Raw genomic sequence first — 22,209 nt, forward strand, 5'->3', positions numbered from 1 at the left:
TGCCCCCCATGAATGATATGGCTCAGTTACTTGTCAGGTAGTCATTTTATGTAGGTATCTGGCGATTATTGATGAGTAATCCCGCACAAAAGCCACGATTTGCGGATCGGTTGGATTAACCGTCTCCCAGCCAACAGCATATTTAGCGACCGAAGGGTTATGTTTTTCAATATTCCTGGGGAAATCCGCCTGCGACATCCGGTTTACGACCAGGGGCAAGACCCTTTATGCCATTACCTTAGGCGAATCGCGCACCGATGTGGTCATCAAACCCTCGGGAAGACCTCCAATCTGGCTGAACGGCCAGTGCGCAAGGTGCAGGTTTTGGGCTCATCCGCAGCCTTGCGCTTTCAGCAAACCGACGACGCCCTGATCATCAGCCTGCCGCTCAAGCTACCCACGGCCCATGCCAGAGCCTTCCAGATTACCTTTGGCTAGATATAAAAAAGGCGTGGTAACCCCACGCCCTTTTTAGAGTGTCTAAGCCAGAAGTTCATCAGTAATTTTTTGGGCCGCCGCCCCCAAAAGAAGCTGGGCTTCATCAAGGGTCATGCGCTGCGTGCCGTCGATGAATTTCAAAAACGGCATGGTAAGTGCTGCGGCGATATCACCGTGGAAATCAAAAATCGGGAAGCTGACATCGGTAACCCCCAGAGTGCGTGAGCTTTCCATACGCTCATACCCCCTCTGGCGGATAGCCGTCAGTGCCGGCGAAAGTTTTGCGCTATCATCCGCAGCCTTATCGTCATATTTGCGTGAGAACGCCAGCAACACCCGGCCAGAGCAGGTTGTCTCCAGATCAAGCTCGGTGCCTATCCGGACGTAAAATCCGTTTGGTCCGGGATTTTGCTGCCTCAAGATCAGCAGTCCCTTATCGCCGTTGGGAATGACCAGATGGCACGACTGATCGGTAGCCAGCGAAAAATCCCGCATGAAGGAGGCCGCCACCGCCGACAATTCTTCGGCCGGTGTCGCCTTAAACGCCAGGGCCAGAATGCGCGGCGTCACGCAGTATTTGTCGTTGCTGCGTTTTTTTAACCACCGCCGACGCTCCATAACCATGATGACGCGAAATATTTCGCTGATCGACAGCCCAAGCCCCGAAGCGATTTCAGAAATGCTCAACCCATCAGGCTCATTGGCCAGCAGTTCGATAACATTAAAACCCTTTTCAAGGGCGGGTGCGGCATAGGTCGTGGTTTTGGCGGACATTCTGCTTCTTGGAGTGTGTGAGTGTTTCTGAGTATTCATAAACCCGGCGCTTGGCAAGCTATGCCTGTCACAGATTCGGTTTTAGCACATGCTTTTAGTCGTGACGGCTTTACTCGTCGTTCACAACCCAATGTACGCAGAAAGTACTCCAACGACCTTTCGGACTTTTACAAGCGATAGCCACTAGCTTATACAAACGCTAAGGCTGGTATCCCAAATGCCGCCTCTAAGGCGCTACACCTGGGGTTACTGGAGAAGCGCCATCATTTACGGCAAGGGGCTCACATTGAATTGCCGTCGGCGGTAATCACAACACTCCTATGATCTTTACCGCCACGCCGATATCATGACTGGCGGTTTCTGATACAGAAATGTGCAGACCTTGACTGTCCTGCCAGTAATTAAGCGGCTTGGTGTCCCCAACCATATGCACGCGCCGAACCTGACCGCGGGCAAGTTTGGTACCCTTCGCCAGAGATGCAATCGTAAGCTTACCGTTGACCGGGCGGCCAAGACTAATGGCATAGAGCGCCTTATCCTTGGTGGTGAAGCGGATATCCTGCGGCGTGAAGGGCTTTTGCTGGCTTTCACCGAACATGCCGACACCCACCTGTGTTGGGCCTTCGCCAAAGATTTTCCAGGGGCGCGTACCGTAGATCGCTTCTGAGAAACGCCCCATCCACTCGCCTATGCCTTCGACGATACGGCGTTCCTGATCGTCAATCGACCCATCGGCGCGGACGGGAATACTCAGCAGTAAATTACCGTTTTTGGAAACGATATCGCACAGACGATGGATGACCGCAGCTGCCGGCAGATACTTATTTTGCTCATAAACCCGGCGATCATAATGCCAGTGGCCGATGCAGGTATCTGTCTGCCACGGTTCGGGGCTTATATCCGCCCGGAAACCCCGTTCGACATCGGCCACATAGCCTTTTTTAGGCTCGCCCTGTGGCTTGATGTTCAGCACGGTATCCAGCTTTCCGTGCCACTGGATCGAAGCATTGTAGTAATGGGCCGCGATATCCAGTCCCGCCCGCCCCAGCGGCAAATCAAAATTGTCAAAGTACACAAGGTCGGGCTTACAACTATCGATCAGATCCTTGCAACGCAGATACCACTGACGCGTAAAGGCCGGATTGGCCAAAGGCGGCGCCTCGGTCCATACCCGGTCATTCTTTTCGTGCCAGTCATTGGCTTCTTTGATGGACGTGATGCCGTCTGGCAGGGGCATAACCGCCCCGCTGTAGAGCGCTTGCGGGTCCAGCCCTTCCCACCATTTGCCCTTGCCATCCAGTTTGGTCAGCTTATAGGCATCATAGCGTTCGCCCGCCCGCGGATCTTCCGGATCATAGCCATAGGCCGTCTGAAACCAGTGCCAGGCATGGGCTCCGTGATTGGAGACACCGAATTTTAAGCCACGCGCACGGGCTTCTTTTTCCCAGATGCCGATGATGTCCTTTTTCGGGCCGATGGCGACAGAATTCCAGTCGTGAAACTTCGAATCGAACATATCGAAATTGTCATGGTGATTGGCCATGGCTACGAAATATTTCGCACCCGCTTTCACATAGAGATCAAGAAGCTCACCGGGGTTCCAGTTTTCGGCCGTCCAGCGCGGATAAAACTCCATAAAACCAAAATCCGACGGGTGGCCATAGGTTTTGACATGATGATCATAGACCCCATTGCCTTGCAGGTACATGCTGCGGGCATACCAGTCCCCGTACTCAGGCACGCACCCCGGCCCCCAATGAGCCCACAGCCCGAATTTAGCATCACGGAACCAGTCGGGCGTCTTATAACCGGCTGAAAGCGACTCCCAGTTGGGTTTAAAAGCGCCGTCTGCGATCCGGTCATAGCCCGACTCGGGCAATTCTACTGCTTTGGCAGGCAGCGCACCTGCCAGCCCCAGTCCAGCCACACCCCGCAGCAGATTACGTTTTGTGCTATCCATTCGGTGTCTCCTGTTCATGCCACAGGGCCGCGGCAATAGTGCTGTATGAAGGCGTCGTGCGGGGGCATCCGGTCACCGCAGGCGGCGATAACCTGACGCATGTCCGATAAGGCGCGGCTAAGGTCAGCATGAGCTATGCTCAAAGCCAGTGGATCGGCCTGACGCGGACGCAGGCCCTGCCCCCACATGACGGCCAGCCAGTTGCCGGTGCGAAACTGCTCGCCACGCTCAGGCGGAATCCGGCCCCGGCTCTCGAACAGGGCAATTCTGGCCGCCAAAGTCTCCGGTATGGGCATGGTTTGGCAATAGCGCCAGAAGTCACTGTCCTGACGCTGACCGACATGATAGTGCAGGATCAGGAAATCACGCACCTCTTCGTATTCGCGCGTCATGTCGGCGTTGTAGGCCTCTATGTCGGCAGTCTCAAACGCCCGGTCCGGGAACAGGTATTGCAAGCGGGCAATACCATTCTGGATCAGCATGATCGATGTCGATTCCAGGGGCTCCAGAAAGCCTGACGCCAACCCGATTGCCACACAGTTATTGTGCCAGAACTTTTTGCGGCGGCCGGTGGTAAAGGCAATGCGCCGCGGCTCAGCCAGCGCTGGCTCACTCAGGCTCGACATCAGGTGCGAAACCGCCGTTGCCTCATCCATGAACGCACTTGAAAATACGATGCCGTTGCCGTTGCGATGCTGAAGCGGAATACGCCATTGCCACCCCGCACTATGCGCAATTGAGCGAGTAAAGGGTGGCGGCGGAGCCGTTGTCACCGTGGGCACAGCATAGGCGCGGTCGCAGGGCAGCCAGTGCGACCAGTCCTCAAAGCCGACACCTAGTGCCTCACCCAGCAACAGTGACCGAAAGCCGGTGCAGTCGATAAACAGATCGCCATCAATCTGACGACCGCCATTCAGTTTCAAGCCAGTGATAAAACCGCGATCATCGGTTAGCACCGTCTCAATCTTGCCTTCGATCCGCGTCACCCCGCCGGCTTCCGACATCTGACGCAGAAAGCGGGCATAGAGCGAGGCATCGAAGTGATAGGCATAGGTGATTTCGGCCAGCGGGGAATTGGCCCCGGCTGGCGGCATGAACTTCCCCGCCCGCGCGGCTACCGCCTGAAGATTATAGGCTTCAAGACTATCCGAAGGGTTATCCAGCGCATGCCGCAACCACGCCGCATGAAACGGCAAGGCCCCAAAATCACGCCCGAAGGCTCCAAACGGATGGAAATAGCGATTGTCTTCCCGCCCCCAGCCTTCAAACTCGATGCCCAGCTTATAGGTGCCGCCGGTGAATTTCAAAAAGGCGGCCTCATCGATGCCGAGCACCTGATTATAAACCTGAATATAGGGCGTTGTCGCCTCACCGACCCCCACGGTCGGGATATCATCGCTTTCGACCAGAATGATCTCTTCGACATCAGATTTGAGCGTTTTGGCAAACCACGCCGCCGTCATCCACCCGGCGGTGCCGCCCCCGGCAATGACTACTTTTCTGATGGGTTGAGACATGGTGAAATCCCGATAGGCGCTTAGCGCGTGACGATACCAAAGTCTTTGAAAGCAACTTTTTTACTACCGACGACGGGCTGAGGCAGCACCAGCCGGACAAAGCGCCCGTTTACAGACGCTTTGAACCGAACCGTCTGAACCGCGCGACTATTGGCGATATTTGAGAACTCGCCCTGCGCCACCGGCGCACCCCAGTTTTGTCCGTCCGTGCTGATCCATATCTGATATCCGGCGGGCGGCCCTTCGTTGAGCAAGGGATTGGCCTCCCCCGGTGACAAGGTAATACCCAAAAGATCGTAAGAACGGCTCAGGTCGATAATCAATTCATAGGCGGCGTCGACAGGGCCTGAAAACTTTGCGTCTGAGAACGGCATGACATCTGGTTTCACAAGGCGCCATGACGCCGACGACACATCAAAACTGGCCGATGACACCTCGCTGACTGTGCCGTCCGGCAGCCGGGCGACCGCGTTAATCAAACCACCGTTCACCAGAGATACAGCCTGTGTGTAGACCGGGCTGGATACGGAAGGCATTGAACCGTCAGTCTTGAAATGGATCGATGCTTTCGGGTTAGCCGCCACAAGTGTGACCATGCCTGCCCGGTCGCGCTGGATCTGCGGCGCTTCAACCACGGCCGGCTTCAGGAAGAGGGCAAACTGCCCGATAACCGGCGAAGCATCGGCCTTAACGAAGCGCACCCGCACACGGTCGGTCGTGACCGGCTCCGGCAGCAGCACAAGGCGTTTATAGGCAATGCACTGAAGTTGCGCCACCTGTTGCCAGCCGCTCGCCTTAAATACATCAATGGCAAAGCTATCCACCCGAACGCCCAGCCCGATATCTTCGGCCAGCCGGATGACATCAAAGGTCTGAGCTGTCGGCAGTTTGACCTCAACCCACGCGCGGTTGCGATCCTCAGCCTTAGCCGCCCAGTATGCCGTGTCGGACAGCAGGTTGGCGGCCTTATAGTGCGACGACTGGTGGCTTGATGCCGTCACCGTGGCGCCCTTTGCCAAATTGACCGCATAAAGCTGATCACGCAGGGCCTTCCAGGCTTTCAGTTCGCGCACATCTTCGTCGGGCACACGCCCGCGTCGGTCTGGGGCCATATTAAGCAACAGGTTGGAACCCCGTCCTACGGACTCAAAATATATCCTAAGCAGATTGGCGGCACTGCGCGGCGCTTCGTCGGCGTGCCAGAACCAGCCGCGGCGGATCGACACATCGGTTTCCGCCGGATTCCAGATGTCGCCATTACGTGTGCCGCTATTGCCCTTGGCCTTGGTGAACGGCGTCGCGTCAACCGTGGGCCAGCATGGATCACCCGCGTGGCCCTCTTCGTTGCCCACCCAGCGGATGTCCATATGGGCATCGGCAAACATCACCGCCTGCGGCTGATTGCGGCGAACGATGTCGCGCACGCGGTCCCACTGGTAATAGGTGGCGCCGTCAATGCGCCGGCGTTCCCGCGCCCCGCCATAATAGCCGTCGCCACCGTTGGCACCGTCAAACCATACCTCAAACAAGGGCCCGTATTGTGTGGTCAGTTCTTCCAGTTGATTGTGGTAATAGCGAACATAGGCGTCGCGGCCGTATTCGGCGTGGTTACGATCCCACGGCGACAGATAGGTGCCGAATTTAAGCCCTTTACGCGCACAGGCCTCAGCCAGTTCGCGCACGATGTCGCCTTTACCGGCTTTGTAGGGGCTATTTTTGATTGAATGTTCGGTATAGGCGCTGGGCCACAAGCAAAAGCCGTCATGATGCTTGGCCGTCAGGATCAAGGCATTCAGGCCACCGGCTTGTGCGGCATCAACAATCTGATCCGGACTAAAGTCAGACGGATTGAACAGAGACGCAGGTTCGTCACCGTATCCCCACTCCCGATCGGTGAAGGTATTAATGGTGAAATGCACAAAGCCATAGGTTTCAAGCCGATGCCACGCCGCCTGACGTGCAGACGGTAAGGCACCAAAGGGCTGAATACCGGAGGCCGCAAAGGCCCCATTCCTAAAGGCTCCGGTCCCAAAAGCGCTGGCGCCCGCGGCCCCGCCCAACATAACTTGCCTGCGCGATAGGTGAAACATAGGCTGTATCCTGATTTTAGCGCTTGATCTCTTCTATCGTGCCGTCAGGAAGATGGGTCAGGGGCGCAAAGCTGATTGAGCGCCGGTGACTGCCGCCTCCCGGCAGGAGATTGTCATGATAAAAGAACCACCATTTACCGCCGCGTTTCATGATCGCCTGATGGTTGGTGCTGATCGACAGATAATCGAAAATCACGCCGCGATATTCAAACGGCCCCATAGGTGATTTAGAGGTACCATAGACAATTTGCCCCGGCCATCCGGTTGAAAAACTGAAATAATATAGCCCGTTATGCTTATGCAAAAAGGGTGCTTCGCCGTATTTCTTCTTGGGGTCGCTGGCAGGAAAGCCAGTGATTTCGACGTTCATGATCGGCCCGGAGGTTGAGACCATATCCTTATTGAGCTTAATGACCTTGGGCACGCGCGCGCCAAAAAACAAATAGGCTTGCCCATCATCATCAATCATCACCGCCGGATCAATGGGTTCATCACCGGCATTGGCGTCGCGGGCCTTGTCGATCAGGGCATCGGTACGGGCATCTTTAAACGGTCCCTGCGGTTTGCTGGCGACGGCGACGCCGATCTTGTCACCTCCGACTGGCGCATAAAAGTAATATTTGCCGTTGCGATAGGCCGCTTCCGGCGCCCAGGCCTTGGCGTCGGGCTTGGCCCACTTAAAGATACTGACGCTGAGGAAAGCGCCGTCGTCCGACCAGGTTTTCATATCCTTTGACGAATAGAGCCGCCATGAGGTCGAGTCCCAGTACTTGCCCGAATTAGACGCATCATCGGTGGCATAGACATAGACCTTGCCCTTAAAGTCATGGGGCGAAGGATCGGCATTAAAGCGTGGCGAGATTGGGGTCTGCGCCAAGGCCGCACTGCCTGAGATCATCAAAGCCGCCGCGATAAACCCGGCTATTTTGCGTTTCATGTCCTGTTCCTTATTATTCGACAATGCCATAATATTTATCGGCCCCGTCCAGCCGGATCTCAGCATGGTCCAGAACCACACCGGGGTCGAGCGGCCAAACTTTAAGCTCATGGACCCCTGCGTTGAGCATCCGCAGCGGCAGGGTTTGTACGGCCTTATTCGTCAGCACATGGGCCCGCCATTGATCACTGCGGCCGATGGTGGAAAAATCGAGCACTTCGATGGGGCCGCTATCCAGTTGCACCGCAATCCTGACCCCCGTGCCCGGATTGAGCGCATGAACCGGCAGGGCGACCAGATTTAGGCTACCGCCCACGGAACTGTAGGTCGAAAACCGGTATCGCAGCGGCTCACCATCAGGGCTCTGTAAGGTTGGCAGATCAAGGCGCGACCGAAGCACGTCGCCAGTATGACCCAGTTCCTCCAGCCGCTCCCAGCGCGCATCGCTTTGGCTGGCCAGCGGTATGATCACGCGCCGGTCATTTTCAACATAATCGGCCGGAGCCGGTGCGGGCAAAAGCTTTGTGTGGATGCGGATGGTTTTGCCGCCGCACTGGATATCGATCGGGCCCAGTTCGGTTGTGCCGTCATAGGTGACGGTCAGGCGCTGCTCCCAGCCATTGGTGGCATTAAGGGTGCCGCTTTCGGATGATAGTTTAAGCGCCCCTTTGGGGGCTTTCAGCGTCCAGTTCTGATCCGCTGCCTGCCGCGAAAAAAGCTCGATCACCCGGCTGCGTGGCTGGCCCGTCACAAAGGTCAGGGCGTTTTCATCATTCCACCAGCCGCCCGCAACGGCCGTCGCACAGCCCGGTTGTGATGACGGTGACCACTGCGGATAGACCGGCTCCATAAACACCGGTAATCGCCGCGGTGCCATGTCCATCATGCGGTTCCACTTGCCATTTTCCAGACCGTTATAGGTCGCGGTATCGGCCACGATAGCCTGATGGGCGGCGCGGGCACGGTCAGAGTAAATATTGGCACTGGCCCGCCCCTGACGGGCATAGAGACCGGCCAGATCGATATTGAGCACCCGCGCATTCAGATTGGCCGCCCCTCTGACCGGATAGAGCACCAGTTCAAAATAGGCCGACTGACGATCCGCCGGCAACCGCGCCCCCAAGGCCTCGGCCCGTGTCACCAGATCGGCATAGGCCGCAAGTCGCGCCTGCGCCTTTTCGCCGTCGGGCTTTACGAAATCGCTCTGGGTGACCGGCGTCACCGGCTCAGTTTCGGAAAAGCCCATATATTCAGGCTTTCGCTCGAACGCCAGATCATAAAAGCCCATCATGATATCGGCAACTTCGGCGCCATTCCCGGCTCCGAAAGTTTCATCAGCCCACCGCGTCAGATGCGCCCTTGGGCCTGATTTCAGAAGGTCAGCATCAAATGCCAGATCAAGGAAATACTGCGTCAGATATTCCAGCGGTTTGACATCACCGACATTGAGTATCCAGATGCGACGCGCTTCAAGCTCATAGGCCTTCTGCATTTCCGACCGCAGCAACTCAGGATGGTTGCTCCCCAGCCACTGATAATCATGGGGCCGCCCCCAATAGGAGACATGGTAATATACCCCTGACCCGCCGGAGCGTTTACGCTCCTCAGCATTGCTCAGGCGGCGGATATAGCCGTAATTGTCATCGGCCCACATCAGGGTGACATCGTCCGGCAATTTCAGCCCGGCGTCATAGGCTTCCTGAAGCTCATGATAGAGCACATAGGTCTGCGGCACGGTCTCCGGCGACCGTCCCAGAGCTGATTTAAACAGTTTGCGCTGAAGGCCGATCACCGACTGCAACACGTCCTTGCGCGCCTCCAGCGTATCGGCGCCCTGCATCGGTCCATCGTGAATCCCGCGCAGACCTACGGTATAGATGTTCTCATAAGCGGCACTTTCCTTAAGGCGGGTGCGCCAGTATTTGAGAATCTTATCGCGGTTGACGGTAAAATTGAACGGCCCGTCGCGGGCCTCATCCCATTCGCGCAGATTGTTGCGCATCATCGGCTCGGCATGGGAGGTGCCGATAATGATGGCATAGTCATCGGCCACTTTCGGGTTTTGTTTAAGCCCGTAAAACTGCACCGTATTGATGTGCATGGCTGGCCACAGAGTATTGGCCTTCAGCCGCCACATCAGCTCATAGACCCGCGCATAGGTCTTTGGCCCGATATTGCCGACTTCGGGCTCAAATGTCTTGCCCGCCCAGGGCTCAAGGCCCCAGTCCTCGTCGTTCAGGAATATGCCGCGGTACTGCACCGACGGCGCGTTCGACAGGCGCGCCGTGTCATCCATCACCAGCCGCTCAGTCCGGCGCGGCTTGACATCGGCCCACCACTCCCACGGCGATACCCCCAGTTCGCGCGACAGGTCGGTGACACCGTAAACGGCGCCCCGGCGATCAGAGCCATAGATCAGCACATAGGTTTTACCGTCGTTTTGCAGCACGGCCCGGCCATAGCGCTCCCACTGCCCTTTGAGGGCCAAGGGATCAATACCTGCCGATTTGGCAAGGTCTGCCACTACGCCTGAGTCATAGGTGCCAATAATAACACACACCTGCGGGCAATCGCGCAGACGGGTTGAGACCTTCGCGGTATGTCCGGTAAGCGCCTCAACGTCACGCGACAACATCTCCGCGGCCAGCTCAAGTGTGCGGCCCTTATCGTGGACGACGCCAATCTTATTCGTGCCGTCAAACAGGGTAACCTCGGCACTGAGCGCCGACGACGCCGACAGCAGCATGACTCCGGACAAAAGCCACGAGCGCAGCATGGACATCTCCTATTCCTGACCGGACGACAGACGGAAACTATAACTGACCGGCGCCAGTGGCACGCGGTACTTCACCAGTGGCCGTCCGATCGAATTCCAGCCCGTATCGCCGCCTACGCCCGACTGAGTTATGTCGATCAGCAGCGAACCTTCACCGTGAGGCGCGATATCGGAGGACTTCCAGGTGCCCTGCGGCCGGACGTAAAGGTCTTCATACGGGAAGGCCAAGGCATTGACCGACAGAGGTTGCGCCCCGGTGACTTTAAGACGGTGCCCCTTATCGTCCGACAGCGACACCCAGCGCACATCGGTTTTATTGCCGCTTTCCTGCGGGCGGGCATAGTCATGATACTGAGCCCGAACCGAACCGCGATAAAGGCCAAGGGCCGCGCCCGTATGGCGGTCGCCGTAACTTTCGTGAGGGCCTTTGCCGTACCAGCTCAGGTCATCCATCGCCGGATCGAAATTGAAACGCAGGCCGATCCGCAAAGGATCAGGCAAATCGTCTTTTTCGGGGGTGAACGCCGCCGTCACATCGACCTGACCGTCGCCGGCCATCCGGTAAGTGATATCAAAGCGGCCCCCGCCCTGCCCCAGCGCATAATTGACCCGGACGAAATCAGCGCCGGTTTCAATGCCGCGCACGCGGCGGTGCTCGGTATAGTTCTTCCAGATACGGTGGCTTTTCTCAAGGCCGATGCCCACATCATTATCAGTCAGACCGCGCCAGAAGTTGGGCGCACCCCCATTCAGCAGCACCTTGCCCGCCTCATCAAAGCGGATCAGGCCCGTGCGGGTATCGACCGTCAACTGATTGCGCGCCGCACTTAAGGAGATGACGTTGGCGGCTTTCGCGATTTTCACACCGCCGGAGGCGGCGACACTTAAGGGTGCTGTCGCCCGCAAGGTGAATTGATTAAAGGCCAGTTCGGTACCCGCAGGCACGCCCTTAATGGCCCCCTCACGCGCCACAGCCCGCACCGTCAGTATGGCCTCGCCCTCATCACCGATAGCGGGCATGCTCAGGGGGATCGCCTGGCGTTGTCCGGCCTTGACCGGCACCGTTGTGAGCACACCGCGCGCATGTTCACGGCCATCGATGCGGACGTCCCAACGCAGGTCAAAGCCCGACAGATCGATGAAGTCGTAGCGGTTTTCTACGACAATATTGCCGCCCGCATCGCGCTCAAAAGCGACCGGTGCCTGCACCTGACGCAGCTCGTAATATTCCGGATCAGGGGTGCGGTCGGCCTTGATAACGCCGTCGCCGATGACACTGTTGTCGCCGCGTTTGGGGTTGAGATCAAAGCCCGATGCCCAGTAGGTGCGGCCTTTGTCGTCCTTGGCATAGACATACTGATCCACCCAGTCCCAGATAAACCCGCCTTGTAGCTTTTTGTGGGCCCGGATGGTTTGCCAATAGTCTTCAAAATTGCCCAGAGAATTGCCCATAGCGTGGGCGTATTCGGTCTGGATCATCGGTTGGGTGAATTGCGGGTCTTCGGCGTAGTCGCGCATCCGGTCGATGTCATCATACATAGGCGCATAGATATCGACATAGGAGTTAGGCCTATGTTCCTCAGTCAGCGCGCTATAGCCCAGGAAGGATAGCAGGCGCGTCGGGTCATTTTGCCGAACCCATTTAGCGGCATTTTCAAAATTCGGGCCGACACCGGTTTCATTGCCCAACGACCAAAAGATGATTGAGGGCGAGTTCTTGTCGCGCTCAACCATGCGCGAGATGCGGTCAAGGTGCGCGGTTTTCCAGTGCGGCTTGAAGCCCAACTGGACGCTGGTATCGCCCTTGTCGCGGCCCAGCGTCATATATTCGTGACTCTCGACATTGGCCTCGTCCATGACATAGAGGCCGTATTCGTCGGCCAGATCATAGATGAGCGGATCGTTCGGATAGTGTGAGGTGCGCAGCGCGTTGACATTGGCCTGCTTCATAAGCTCGATGTCCTTGCGCATCGAGGCTTCGCTCATGATGCGATAGGTTTCAGGATCATGCTCATGGCGGTTGACGCCCTTGATCATGATGCGCTTGCCGTTGACCTGGACCTCGCCATTGCGGATTTCGACCGTACGGAAGCCGATCTGGCGTGAGGTCGCCGAGATCAGATTACCTTTGGCGTCTGTGTACTCAATCACCAGACGGTAGAGGTTGGGCGTCTCCGCCGACCAGGATTTAACGCCCTTTATCGTGCCCGTCAGCTTGGCGGGCTTGGTGGTCGAAGCCTTAGTCGACGTTTTCAGCACCTGCGTGTCGCCGTCATAGACCGTGGCAGTGATGGTGCCCGATCCTTTTGCACCCGCCAGTTCGGCCTCCAGCGCAAACGTGCCGTCCGTATAGGTCTTATCCAGCCCTGCCGTGACCGTGAAATCCCTCAAACGGGTCTTCGGTTCGGCATACACATAGACCGAGCGCTCGATCCCCGACAGCCGCCAGAAATCCTGATCCTCAAGGTAAGAGCCATCGGCATAGCGATAGATTTCAATCGCAACAGTGTTCGCGCCGGGTTTCAGGAATTTGGTGACATTGAACTCCGACGGCAGCTTGGAATCTTCGGAATAGCCCACCTTTTCGCCATTAACCCAGATATAATAGGCCGCCCCCGCCGCCCCGATATGCAGAAATACATCCTTACCCGACCAGTCAGCGGCCACTTCAAAGCTGCGCTTGTACGATCCGACCTCGATCAGATCGTGCGGGATATAGGGCTCATTGGCCGGGAACGGATATTTGATGTTCCAGAATTCCGGCGTCCCAAACTTGCCCTCACCTTGCGCCTGGATCATGCCGGGCACCTGAATCTTGTCCCAGCCGGACGTATCGGCGGTGGGCAGGTCCTTCGGGCGCGCCTCTACGCCTTTGGAGAACTTGAAATCCCATGTCCCGTCCAGCGACTGAAAATAACGCGACGCTGACTTATCCCCTTTGAGTGCCAGATCGCGGCTCTCAAAGTTAAAGAACGTCGCCTTCATCGGCTCGCGGTTCACCGCCACCACATCAGGTTGTTCCCACTCCGCGGGTACAGATTGGGCGACCAATCCTGACGGCGACAAAAACAGAATGAGGACAGTCACCATAACCGCACTAGTTCTACGAGATATATTAGGCATGTCTTCCTCATTCACAACGTAAACACAGCACCATATAATTGGTTTGCCAATTTGCAAGCGCAGTTTAGACCATTAATTCAGACTGCGGATATTATCAGGCACCGCGGACGCGGCCTTAACTTCCGATTAGCTAGCCATACAGGTCGATGGCGCTGCCGCGATCAGTTCAATTTCAGCAACCTTGACCGCCTTGCCTGCCGTCACGGCAAAACGATAGCGGGAATAGGCCTTGGCTTTCAGACCATAGGTTTTGGTCATATAGGGCTGATCGAACATCTCACCCTTGCGGGTATCGAGCCTGACCCAGCGCTTGCCATCCCAGCCCTCGACGCGCCAGGCTGACGGCGGCGCTGCCTGAGCGCTGGTGCTGACCGTGTAGGCCTTAAGACATACTGGCGCCGTCCGCTCAAAGGTGGCGTGATCGCCGGCCTTGGCGGTCCAGACCGTTGCGGATTTACCATCAACCAGTTCAGCCACGCTTGAGGATGCAGTCACCACCGCCCCGTCATAGAGCCACCGCCCCGGTGCGGCACTCATGCTAAAGGCCAGTTTCCCACCTGCCTGTACCTGCGCCTGGGTGACAAACGGTGCCTCAAGTGGCGTGCCGTTCAGGGTCACGCCCGCAATATAGGGCCGGTCGTACCCCGCATTATCCGCCATGATTTCCAGAGACTTATCCTCGCCAAGCTGAATGACGCTGCGCGCGTGACGTGGCCCATGCAGGTAATAACGATCACTGCCCAGCTTGGGGAATAGGCCCAGACGGTTAAAGACATAGTTGGAACTCATCGCCCCGGCATCTTCGTCACCGGGATAGGCGGTGGCCGTGAAATGGCGGGATACCTCACGCGCCCAATAGGACGACAGATCGGCACGGCCAATATTGTGGAACAGCCACGGCGTCGAGAACGACGGCTCGTTGGTGATATCGATCAGGTTGGGAACTGAGGGCGTGAACCAGACGCTCATTAAAGCGCACCCGCCCACCCATGGCTTCGACCATGCCGTCGATATCGTGCAGCACGCCGTAAGAATAGATCCAGGCCGTACCTTCGTAATAGCCGACATTATTGTGAACTTTACCGTCCCATCCCAGCTTGGCGTCGATGTCCTGAAACCGGCCATCGGGATAGCGAGGCATGATAAAGCCGCTGAAACCGTCACTGGTCGTTTCCGGGTTCCAGACTTTCCGCCAGTTGGCGGAGCGCGTCATCAGCCGTTCGGCCTCATCAATCTTACCGACTTTTTTAGCCACCTGAGCGGCGAAATAGTCGTTGAGCGCAAACCCAAGCGTCGATGAGCCCGATTTAGCGCGCTGATTATTCGGTTCGGGGCTAAGATCACCGACACCGAAATAGCCACTTTCCAGATAACGCGGACGGCGGCGCTCAAATGCATTGAAATGCGTCAGACGATAGGCTTCATTCCAGTCGACGCCCGTGGCATCGCGCAGCAGGGCCTCACCGGTCACATTGTCCGCTTCGTCGCCGCCCTGGCCCACATGATAGTTCTGACCACCTATGATGGCCGTATCCGCCGCGCCCAGCTTATCATAGGTATGGACCAGCGAATTAATGTTTGACGCGTAATCCTTCGGTGACAGGATCGACATCAGCGGGAACAGGGTCCGATAGGTATCCCATAAGGTATAGTGATCATCCCAGTTTGGCCGCCCCATTTCCTTGGCGGGTTGGTCCATCGAGCGGTCGCGCGGCTGAATCGAACTGTGGTACAGGGCGGTATAAAAGCGGCGGGTTTGAGCCTCATCAAGACCGGACACCTCAATCTTCGACAAGCGCGTATTCCAGGCCGTTTGCGTGTCTTTGCGCACCTGCTCGAAATCCCAGCCCGGAATTTCCTTATCAAGCAGAGCTTCGGCCGTTTCAGCGCTGGTGAACGACACGGCCAGTTTAACCAGAACGGGCTTGTCCGGCGCACCCTTGAAGGTCAGCCATGCCCCCAGACGCTCATCAAGGCCGGTCTCAGCCTGTGTGGCACCCGCCTTTACCGCCCCCTTGTCGAAAATGCCCCACTTTGTGGGCATCTGGCTGACGCGGGCAACAAACCAAATGTCAATCAGCGCCGGATTCCAATAGCCCTTAGCCTTAACGTGACCGACAACCTTACCCTCTTTCGGGTAGAGCTTTACATCCGCCAGTTCCGAGGCAACCACCCCACCCACTTTACGCGTCACATCAAAGACGAGTTGCGCCTCGTTACTTTTGGGGTAGGTCAGACGATAAATAGCCGAATAATGGGCCGGCGTGATCTCCACCCGCGTTGCGTAGCGGGCCAGATCGACGCTGTAGTAGTCGGCGGCCATCGTCACATTGGCTTTGTCCGACAGGTGCGCCGGTTCATCAAATTCGGGCACCCCCACCTGCGGCGACAACAGGAAGGTGCCATAGGTCGTGACCCCACCGGAGCCCTGGGTGTGCAACTGGCCAAAACCACTGATCTTTTCGACGGGATTGTAACCGGAATTATTGGGATTGAGCGTTTCCGGCGACGGATGGATCGAACCGTTGGGACGCGCGACACCGGGGATAGTATCGCCTTCATTATCGTTGCCGAGCCCGATGCGAAGATCCGGCAGGGTATAGAGGTCTTGAGCCGTCTGTGCGGCCACAGGCACGCTGATAAGAGACAGACTAGCTACCCCTGACGCCAGCCACAAGGCACGATAGAATTCCGTCATGAGAGTCCCTACCTGTTTATGCTTTTATATTACGCACTCTAGACCAGCAGACCTGCCGGTAAAGCCCTAAGGTCACTGGTCAGAGTAAAAATATGGCGATGCCTAAAGGCCCGCCGAAAAGACCAATCATTGTGATTTGATCGATGACCAGACGACTATTGGCCTTGAGCCATCCCGCATCTGATAAAGTATCTTCACAAGAAAAATGGCGGACCAGCAGGAGACACTGGCCCGCCCAGGGGAGGAAGACCTTAGAAAACGGCGCGGGCGCTCAGTGTGAACGTGCGACCGTCATAATCGATCCAGCGCACGAAACGCTCATCGTTCTCATACTCGTAACGCTTTTCATCGGTGATGTTGTAAGCATCCAGAGACAGCGTGATCGCGTCGGTGAGGTTATAGGATGCCGACAGATCAAGCTGACCGCGCTCCTTCACCGAACGGGCGCCGCCGGTATAGGTGCCGTTGGCATTGAGCGGGTAATCCGTGCGGTAGTTGTAAACAGCCCGGACACCGAACTTCGACGTTTCATAGAACAGGATTGCGTTGGTGGCATGCTTTGAAATCCCCGGGAACGGCGCGATGTCCGGGCTCTTGGATTCTGTATAGGCATAGTTGAAGTTACCGCCGAAGTTACGCCAGAAACCCGGCAGGAAGTCGAAATTCTGCTGGATGCTGAACTCAACCCCTTCAACGGTCGTGTCCTTGTCAAGGTTATAGGCCCCCGAAGCATTGACGTGAACAATACTGCTCGCCGTAGACAGGGACGTTGCGGTACAATATTGCCCATCCCATGACAAGGAGCCAAAGCCCCAGGTCGAACCGTCAGACGGACACAGAATGGCCGGGTCAGAGGTTGCCACCACGCGGCCGGTGATGATCTTCTTGAAATAGGCCAGAGAGACCATGCCGCCCGGACGATTGTACCATTCAAGTGATAGATCGTAAGAGTCGGCCAGATATGGTTCGAGCTTATTATTACCGATACGAACGCTGGTATCATAGATACTGACGGATGGTGTCGACAGATTGGCGTTGAGGATCGGGGAAGGTGAGATGCGCGTGACCGGCGAATATTGACGCGCTTGCGGGCGGACATAGGTCTTATAGTAAGCCCCGCGCAGGATCAGGTCATCGGTGATGTCGGCGGCAAAAATGGCCGACGGCAGCCAATAATCATAGCTGTTCTCAATGCTCTGCCACTCGAAATTCGATAGCGAACCGATGGAGTTGGTGAATGGCGTGATGACATCGTAGGAATCGATCTTATTGTCAGTCGATTCATAACGTGTGCCGAAATTACCGCGAACGCGATGCCCCAATATATCCGTATCGAATTTGAACTGAATATAGGCCTGAGAGACATCGTTTTGGGTATTGTAGTTATAGTCGGCGAAAGCGCCATCGGCATACTGGATGTTAAAGCCCGCCGTCGTCAGCCCGCCGCCTGATGCGGTATAGGGCGTCACCGGCGTTACAGCGTCAATGAAGCGTTCAGCATCAAACGTGATCCAGTTGGTGGTGATATCGGCATTTCCATTCATAAAGTCACCGACGAACGACGGCGTATAAACCATGTCCGCCGTGATGTTCTGCATTTGAAGGCCATAGCCCATATTGCGGAACCCGCGGGATTCGAACTTGTTTTGCAGCAGTTGAACGCCACCCTTGATACTTTTGATCGGGCCGAAGTTCACGAAGCGCTCGACATTGACCTGCGCCGAGTTGACGGTTTCTTCCGCCAGCGACTCAGAACCGCTCAGGCTGAAGTAATAAACACCGCCCGGTTGCAGATATCCGGCTGGATCAGAGGCATTTGCATTAATGCTGTTGGAGGCGCCCTGCCAGACCCATCCCGACGTAAAGAGTATGTTCTGTGGCGAGGGCGTAACCGTATAGCTGAAGTCATCCAGATCGCCGAAACCGGTGGTGATCGTCCCGCTGATGCCATTGGTTCCGCCACCACTGACCGAGTTGGTCTGAAGATTCAGTTCGGTTTCAATCGATGAGTTCTCGCCCTTTGAGAGCGCGAGCACCCCATCAACCTTCCAGTCTTCGTTCGACCATTCAGCATTGGCGACAATACCGCCGGCCTTCTGGTGCTGACCATACTGCCGCGTCGAAATCTTGGCCGGGAAGTTGTCGTGAGTTACCGTCTCATAGAGCCAACGACCGTCTGAGGTTTGCACCGGCGTGCCCGACGGAGTCATAGTACCCGCACCCGCCCAGACCGCATTAATCAGGAAGTGCTGGGTCGTCTTGGGCAGGTCGCGGTCAGTGTAGTAACCAACGATACCCAACTTGGTGCTGTCGTTAGGCTTCCATTCAATTCCGCCCGAGGCCGTCCACAGGTCACCTTCGTTGGTGCGGGTATATTGACGGATCGCATCAAGCGCATAAACGCCCGTATTGCCTTTTGAGCCGGTAGCACTACTCAGGAAGGGCGTGACATCGCCTGTAGCTGGTAAACCCAGCGCATTCTTGAGCGAATAACAAAATGACGTAGAGCCCGACGGACAATCCGATGCCGAATAGTAATCACCATAGGTCGACGCAAACTGCGCATTAGTCAGACCTGTCAGAGTCGGGGTCAGACGACTATAGCCGTTAAAGCGCAGGGTATCGCGGCGGAAGTTTTCTTTTTTGAAGGCCACCGTGCCAAATACCGCTAGGCTTTCACTCAGGTGCTTGTTGTAGCCCAGCGTAAAGGCTGGCGCGAGATTTTTGCCCAGCTCGTTATATTCATAAGACGCCTTGAACGTACCGCCATCCTTGCGTGACAAGGCTGGAGCAATCTGCATATCGACGTTGCCGCTAAGACCGCCGGACGGCGCATTGGCCATAGGTGACTTTTGGATCACAAATGCCGAAAAGATATCGGAATTGAAAGCCCCCAGAGGCGTTCCCTGATCATTAGCCAGAGATGGCGGCGCGGCAAACGAAACCCCGTTGATGGTTGTCTGGGCATAAGAGCCCGGCATACCCCGCACATTGATCGTGGCGTTGCGCCCTTCGGCCTCACGGTTGATTTGCACACCCGGCACGCGCTGCAAGGCTTCACCGACGTTCAGATCCGGGAAACGCCCCAGACCGTCCGACGAAATACCGTCAGTGATTTCAATATTGCTGCGCTTGGCGCGAACCGCATCGAGGTAGCTCTTCTTAATACCGGTAACAACGACCGTATTAATATCATCTTCCGCAGGCGCTGGCGCCGCCTCCTGCGCACTGACAATCATAGGCATGCCGCCGATAACTGTGGCACAAAGCAGCGCCGCCCTCCAGGCATGCCTGGTACGAGAATTTATTGAGTACACCGCAGGTTTCCTTTCCTTGCATGCCGGTCTTAAGCCGACTTCTTTTTTCTTTTCAAAGCCTCACGCCAACAGCGGCGTTATAGGTCTGACCAATTTACTATCAAGGTCAGATAGAGTCGTCAATTTGTATGACCATACACCGCTCTTAAATTTTGACAATGAGATAAAAAAGTCACATTATAGACATAATTGATTGTTTTTGCTCGGTTTTAAATACAATATTTGAAATATTTATTTTTAAAACACAATTTGCGCGCGCCATCGTGTGCGCCAAGGTTGGTTACGAAATTTTTTAATGGTAAGGCCAATACCGCATCAAACCACGCTAACCTCAATAAACACTTCACTTAATTGGTAATGCCATAAGTAGGTCGATTGCGCAGAAAGCATCAGGCCTCGACGCACGTACAAGGTTTGTCCCGGATACCCCCTCTGAAACCATGAGGGTTTTGGGTAGTCGGTCAATGAGGTTGACCCAAATGTCGGGATCGGAGAACTGCATTTGGGCGGTGGCGGCCCCTATCAGTACTTTATCTTTAGCCTGATGAGTGCCGAATTGGGGTGCGGTCTCATAATCGGCGGCCGACCCTACAGGTCAGGGTTCACATTTTCTTTATGTGCGCACACGCCGCATCGCATCTTAAAATAATCAGGCGTAAGCTACATTTCATAAAACCTATGGGAGACAACTATGACTACCTACAGCCATCGCTTTTTCGATAAGAATACCGGCGAGGAAATTTATGCGTCCGATGACTTCCGCTTTACAGCCGTGCCCGCGATAAACCACCGGATATCTGATCCTGAATTTCGGGAACGCTATGGTGGCCCCGCGGTCGTAAATCGTGTTGAAGCCGGTGATGAACAGGGCGACGAAGTGGAACTGCTCGTCTATGTTGATGGTGCCGAAGAGATACTGAACACCCAAGATCAGGAAGACGGTTATCGAAGGTCATAGCCTTATGGTAAATTGAGTTGCCGAGCCCTCCGAACCCGCATCAAGCAATTTCTGCTTAGCGTCACGCGCAATACGAATTACTGTATTCAGGTCGCAGGCGTTCGACAATTTGCACCAACTTTTCATACATGGCCGAATGTTCAATAATAGTCTGCGTAAAAACGGGGGGCCGTACGCATTATCCCCTGCAACTAAAGGTAACTAATCACATTATCAACAAATGCTGTCCATGCACTTTCCGGCTCGCCAAAGGCTGATCTGTCTTGTAAAAGCCATGTAATTCATAGGTTAAGCTTGAGGTTTGGACATGCGGTTCGGAGTAAAATCACGGTTTTTTGTATTAGCCATGGCCGTCTCTCTGACGGCGTGCGAACCGGCTCCCAAACCCACCACGTCCCCTGAATCGTCATCTCATGCGCCTTCGGCCGACCTGAGCGAAGCTGAAAAAGCACAGGTTCTGGCATCACTGCCTACACCTTATAATGCCGCCAGCCTAGAAGAGGGTAAAAAGCAGTTCGGCAAATGCCGGTCATGCCATGTGCTGATTGAGACGACCGCGACCACGACCGGCCCTCATCTATACGGAGTATTTGGTCGCAAAGCGGGAACCGAAGGCGGATACCCCTACTCTGATGCCATGAAAGCTCATGATGTGACTTGGGATTTCGCCACGCTTGATGCGTTCCTGACCAAACCACGCGACGCGGTTCCGGGCACCAAAATGGCATTTTTAGGCATCAAAGACGCTAAAGACCGCGAGAACCTGCTGGCCTATATTGCGGTTGAAACGGCTAAGAAACCGCAATAACTAAAACCGCTTCCATATTGATAAGGATAAGGCTTTTACCTGCGGGACGTTCTCACCCGATAGAGTTTGGCGCGCGCCCAGTTGTACGCTAATATCCTGTTTGCCTCCGAAGTGGCGCACAACGCTTACCTCAGCGCTTGTCCACTTGGCACGCCCCCAGGATTCCTTATCGGTTTGCCCCGCATAGACTTGCGCCATGACAATCCATTTCGGATCGGGCTTTATGCCAACCGTCGCATCCACCCGCACCTGATCGGCTTCTTTTTCGCGCCAGCGTTTCGCCACCTGTAGGTCAACGAAGGCGTCCTTGCCCGCGACCTTAAAACTCTTGCCACCATAGGCCCGCACCTCGGTATCGGTGCCTTTGGACCTTGCCTGATCAAAATCACTACGGCGTCCCTTGCCCAGCCCTTCGACACCTGCACCCACCGCTAAGATGGCCGTATCTGTCTTCGCCACAGTCACACGCCCGCCAATCTCAACAGACCCCAGCCCCGAATAGGATGTGCTGTCGGTTTTAAAGTCCTGATAATCAGCCTTAGCATACACAGTTACGCGATCATTAAGACCATAATCGCTGTAGACCGAGACATTACGCGTATCCCACTTACCAATAGACGCTGTGTTGCCATCGCCATCAAAGCCCTTATTGGCCGTAGAAGGTTCCAGCTTAATAATGACCTGCCCACGACCGTTTTCTTGCGGCCATCCACCGGCAAGACTTAGGCTGGGCGTAACCAAAAGCGCAAATACCGCAAACACTCTACAGAAAAGCCTCATCCTCGCCCCCGAAGCCAGTTCATTCGATAAATC

Annotated in this window: 11 protein-coding genes and 1 pseudogene; 2 read left to right on the forward strand and 10 right to left on the reverse strand. The window is 55.7% G+C overall.

The genetic code is table 11. The features are described from left to right. Positions 1–480 precede the first annotated feature (480 nt). The 9 genes and pseudogenes from OVA03_RS03310 to OVA03_RS03350 all read right to left on the reverse strand — a co-directional run bounded on the left by OVA03_RS03310 (position 481) and on the right by OVA03_RS03350 (position 19,558). Positions 481–1,212, reverse strand: coding sequence for an IclR family transcriptional regulator (locus OVA03_RS03310; protein WP_267526763.1), 732 nt, complete (start codon positions 1,210–1,212; stop codon positions 481–483). A gap of 307 nt (positions 1,213–1,519) precedes the next feature. Continuing rightward, complete coding sequence (locus OVA03_RS03315) at positions 1,520–3,172, reverse strand: alpha-L-fucosidase (RefSeq protein ID WP_267526764.1); 1,653 nt, start codon at positions 3,170–3,172, stop codon at positions 1,520–1,522. Between the two features lie 14 nt (positions 3,173–3,186). Continuing rightward, positions 3,187–4,689 carry a tryptophan halogenase family protein gene (locus OVA03_RS03320; RefSeq protein WP_267526765.1) on the reverse strand — a complete coding sequence of 501 codons (1,503 nt, stop codon included), beginning with the start codon at positions 4,687–4,689 and terminating at the stop codon, positions 3,187–3,189. 20 nt (positions 4,690–4,709) lie between these two features. Beyond that, positions 4,710–6,779 carry an alpha-L-fucosidase gene (locus tag OVA03_RS03325; RefSeq protein WP_267526766.1) on the reverse strand — a complete coding sequence of 690 codons (2,070 nt, stop codon included), beginning with the start codon at positions 6,777–6,779 and terminating at the stop codon, positions 4,710–4,712. Between the two features lie 16 nt (positions 6,780–6,795). Further along, entirely contained in the window at positions 6,796–7,716 is a 921-nt protein-coding gene (locus OVA03_RS03330) for a family 43 glycosylhydrolase (RefSeq protein ID WP_267526767.1), read from the reverse strand. Between the two features lie 13 nt (positions 7,717–7,729). Then, on the reverse strand, positions 7,730–10,498 hold the full coding sequence (locus tag OVA03_RS03335; RefSeq protein ID WP_267526768.1) for a glycosyl hydrolase 115 family protein: 2,769 nt from the start codon (positions 10,496–10,498) through the stop codon (positions 7,730–7,732). A 3-nt stretch (positions 10,499–10,501) separates the two neighbouring features. After that, the gene (locus OVA03_RS03340; protein ID WP_267526769.1) at positions 10,502–13,615 is read right to left on the reverse strand and encodes a glycoside hydrolase family 2 TIM barrel-domain containing protein; all 3,114 of its coding nucleotides are present in this window, start codon (positions 13,613–13,615) and stop codon (positions 10,502–10,504) included. Positions 13,616–13,741: 126 nt separating this feature from the next. Continuing rightward, a pseudogene (locus OVA03_RS03345) lies at positions 13,742–16,313 on the reverse strand (GH92 family glycosyl hydrolase). Positions 16,314–16,564: 251 nt separating this feature from the next. Then, complete coding sequence (locus tag OVA03_RS03350) at positions 16,565–19,558, reverse strand: TonB-dependent receptor (RefSeq protein WP_420710467.1); 2,994 nt, start codon at positions 19,556–19,558, stop codon at positions 16,565–16,567. Between the two features lie 763 nt (positions 19,559–20,321). Here OVA03_RS03350 and OVA03_RS03355 point away from each other — a divergent pair. Continuing rightward, positions 20,322–20,588: a hypothetical protein gene (locus OVA03_RS03355; RefSeq protein WP_267526770.1), complete on the forward strand. Its 267-nt coding sequence runs from the start codon at positions 20,322–20,324 to the stop codon at positions 20,586–20,588. A gap of 346 nt (positions 20,589–20,934) precedes the next feature. After that, positions 20,935–21,396 carry a c-type cytochrome gene (locus tag OVA03_RS03360; protein ID WP_267526771.1) on the forward strand — a complete coding sequence of 154 codons (462 nt, stop codon included), beginning with the start codon at positions 20,935–20,937 and terminating at the stop codon, positions 21,394–21,396. On the opposite strand, the gene OVA03_RS03365 is transcribed toward OVA03_RS03360, so the two are convergent. Then, positions 21,397–22,176: a hypothetical protein gene (locus tag OVA03_RS03365; RefSeq protein WP_267526772.1), complete on the reverse strand. Its 780-nt coding sequence runs from the start codon at positions 22,174–22,176 to the stop codon at positions 21,397–21,399. Between the last annotated feature and the right edge of the window lie 33 nt (positions 22,177–22,209).

The sequence above is a fragment of the Asticcacaulis sp. SL142 genome (assembly GCF_026625745.1).
GTDB lineage: Bacteria > Pseudomonadota > Alphaproteobacteria > Caulobacterales > Caulobacteraceae > Asticcacaulis.

Bases quoted from the DNA above. Each gene is read 5' to 3' on its own strand.
- OVA03_RS03325 (WP_267526766.1), bottom strand. From the start codon at position 6,779: ATGTTTCACCTATCGCGCAGGCAAGTTATGTTGGGCGGGGCCGCGGGC.
- OVA03_RS03335 (WP_267526768.1), bottom strand. From the start codon at position 10,498: ATGTCCATGCTGCGCTCGTGGCTTTTGTCCGGAGTCATGCTGCTGTCG.
- OVA03_RS03330 (WP_267526767.1), bottom strand. From the start codon at position 7,716: ATGAAACGCAAAATAGCCGGGTTTATCGCGGCGGCTTTGATGATCTCA.
- OVA03_RS03315 (WP_267526764.1), bottom strand. From the start codon at position 3,172: ATGGATAGCACAAAACGTAATCTGCTGCGGGGTGTGGCTGGACTGGGG.
- OVA03_RS03365 (WP_267526772.1), bottom strand. From the start codon at position 22,176: ATGAGGCTTTTCTGTAGAGTGTTTGCGGTATTTGCGCTTTTGGTTACG.
- OVA03_RS03320 (WP_267526765.1), bottom strand. From the start codon at position 4,689: ATGTCTCAACCCATCAGAAAAGTAGTCATTGCCGGGGGCGGCACCGCC.
- OVA03_RS03340 (WP_267526769.1), bottom strand. From the start codon at position 13,615: ATGCCTAATATATCTCGTAGAACTAGTGCGGTTATGGTGACTGTCCTC.
- OVA03_RS03310 (WP_267526763.1), bottom strand. From the start codon at position 1,212: ATGTCCGCCAAAACCACGACCTATGCCGCACCCGCCCTTGAAAAGGGT.
- OVA03_RS03355 (WP_267526770.1), top strand. From the start codon at position 20,322: ATGACTACCTACAGCCATCGCTTTTTCGATAAGAATACCGGCGAGGAA.
- OVA03_RS03350 (WP_420710467.1), bottom strand. From the start codon at position 19,558: ATGCCTATGATTGTCAGTGCGCAGGAGGCGGCGCCAGCGCCTGCGGAA.
- OVA03_RS03360 (WP_267526771.1), top strand. From the start codon at position 20,935: ATGGCCGTCTCTCTGACGGCGTGCGAACCGGCTCCCAAACCCACCACG.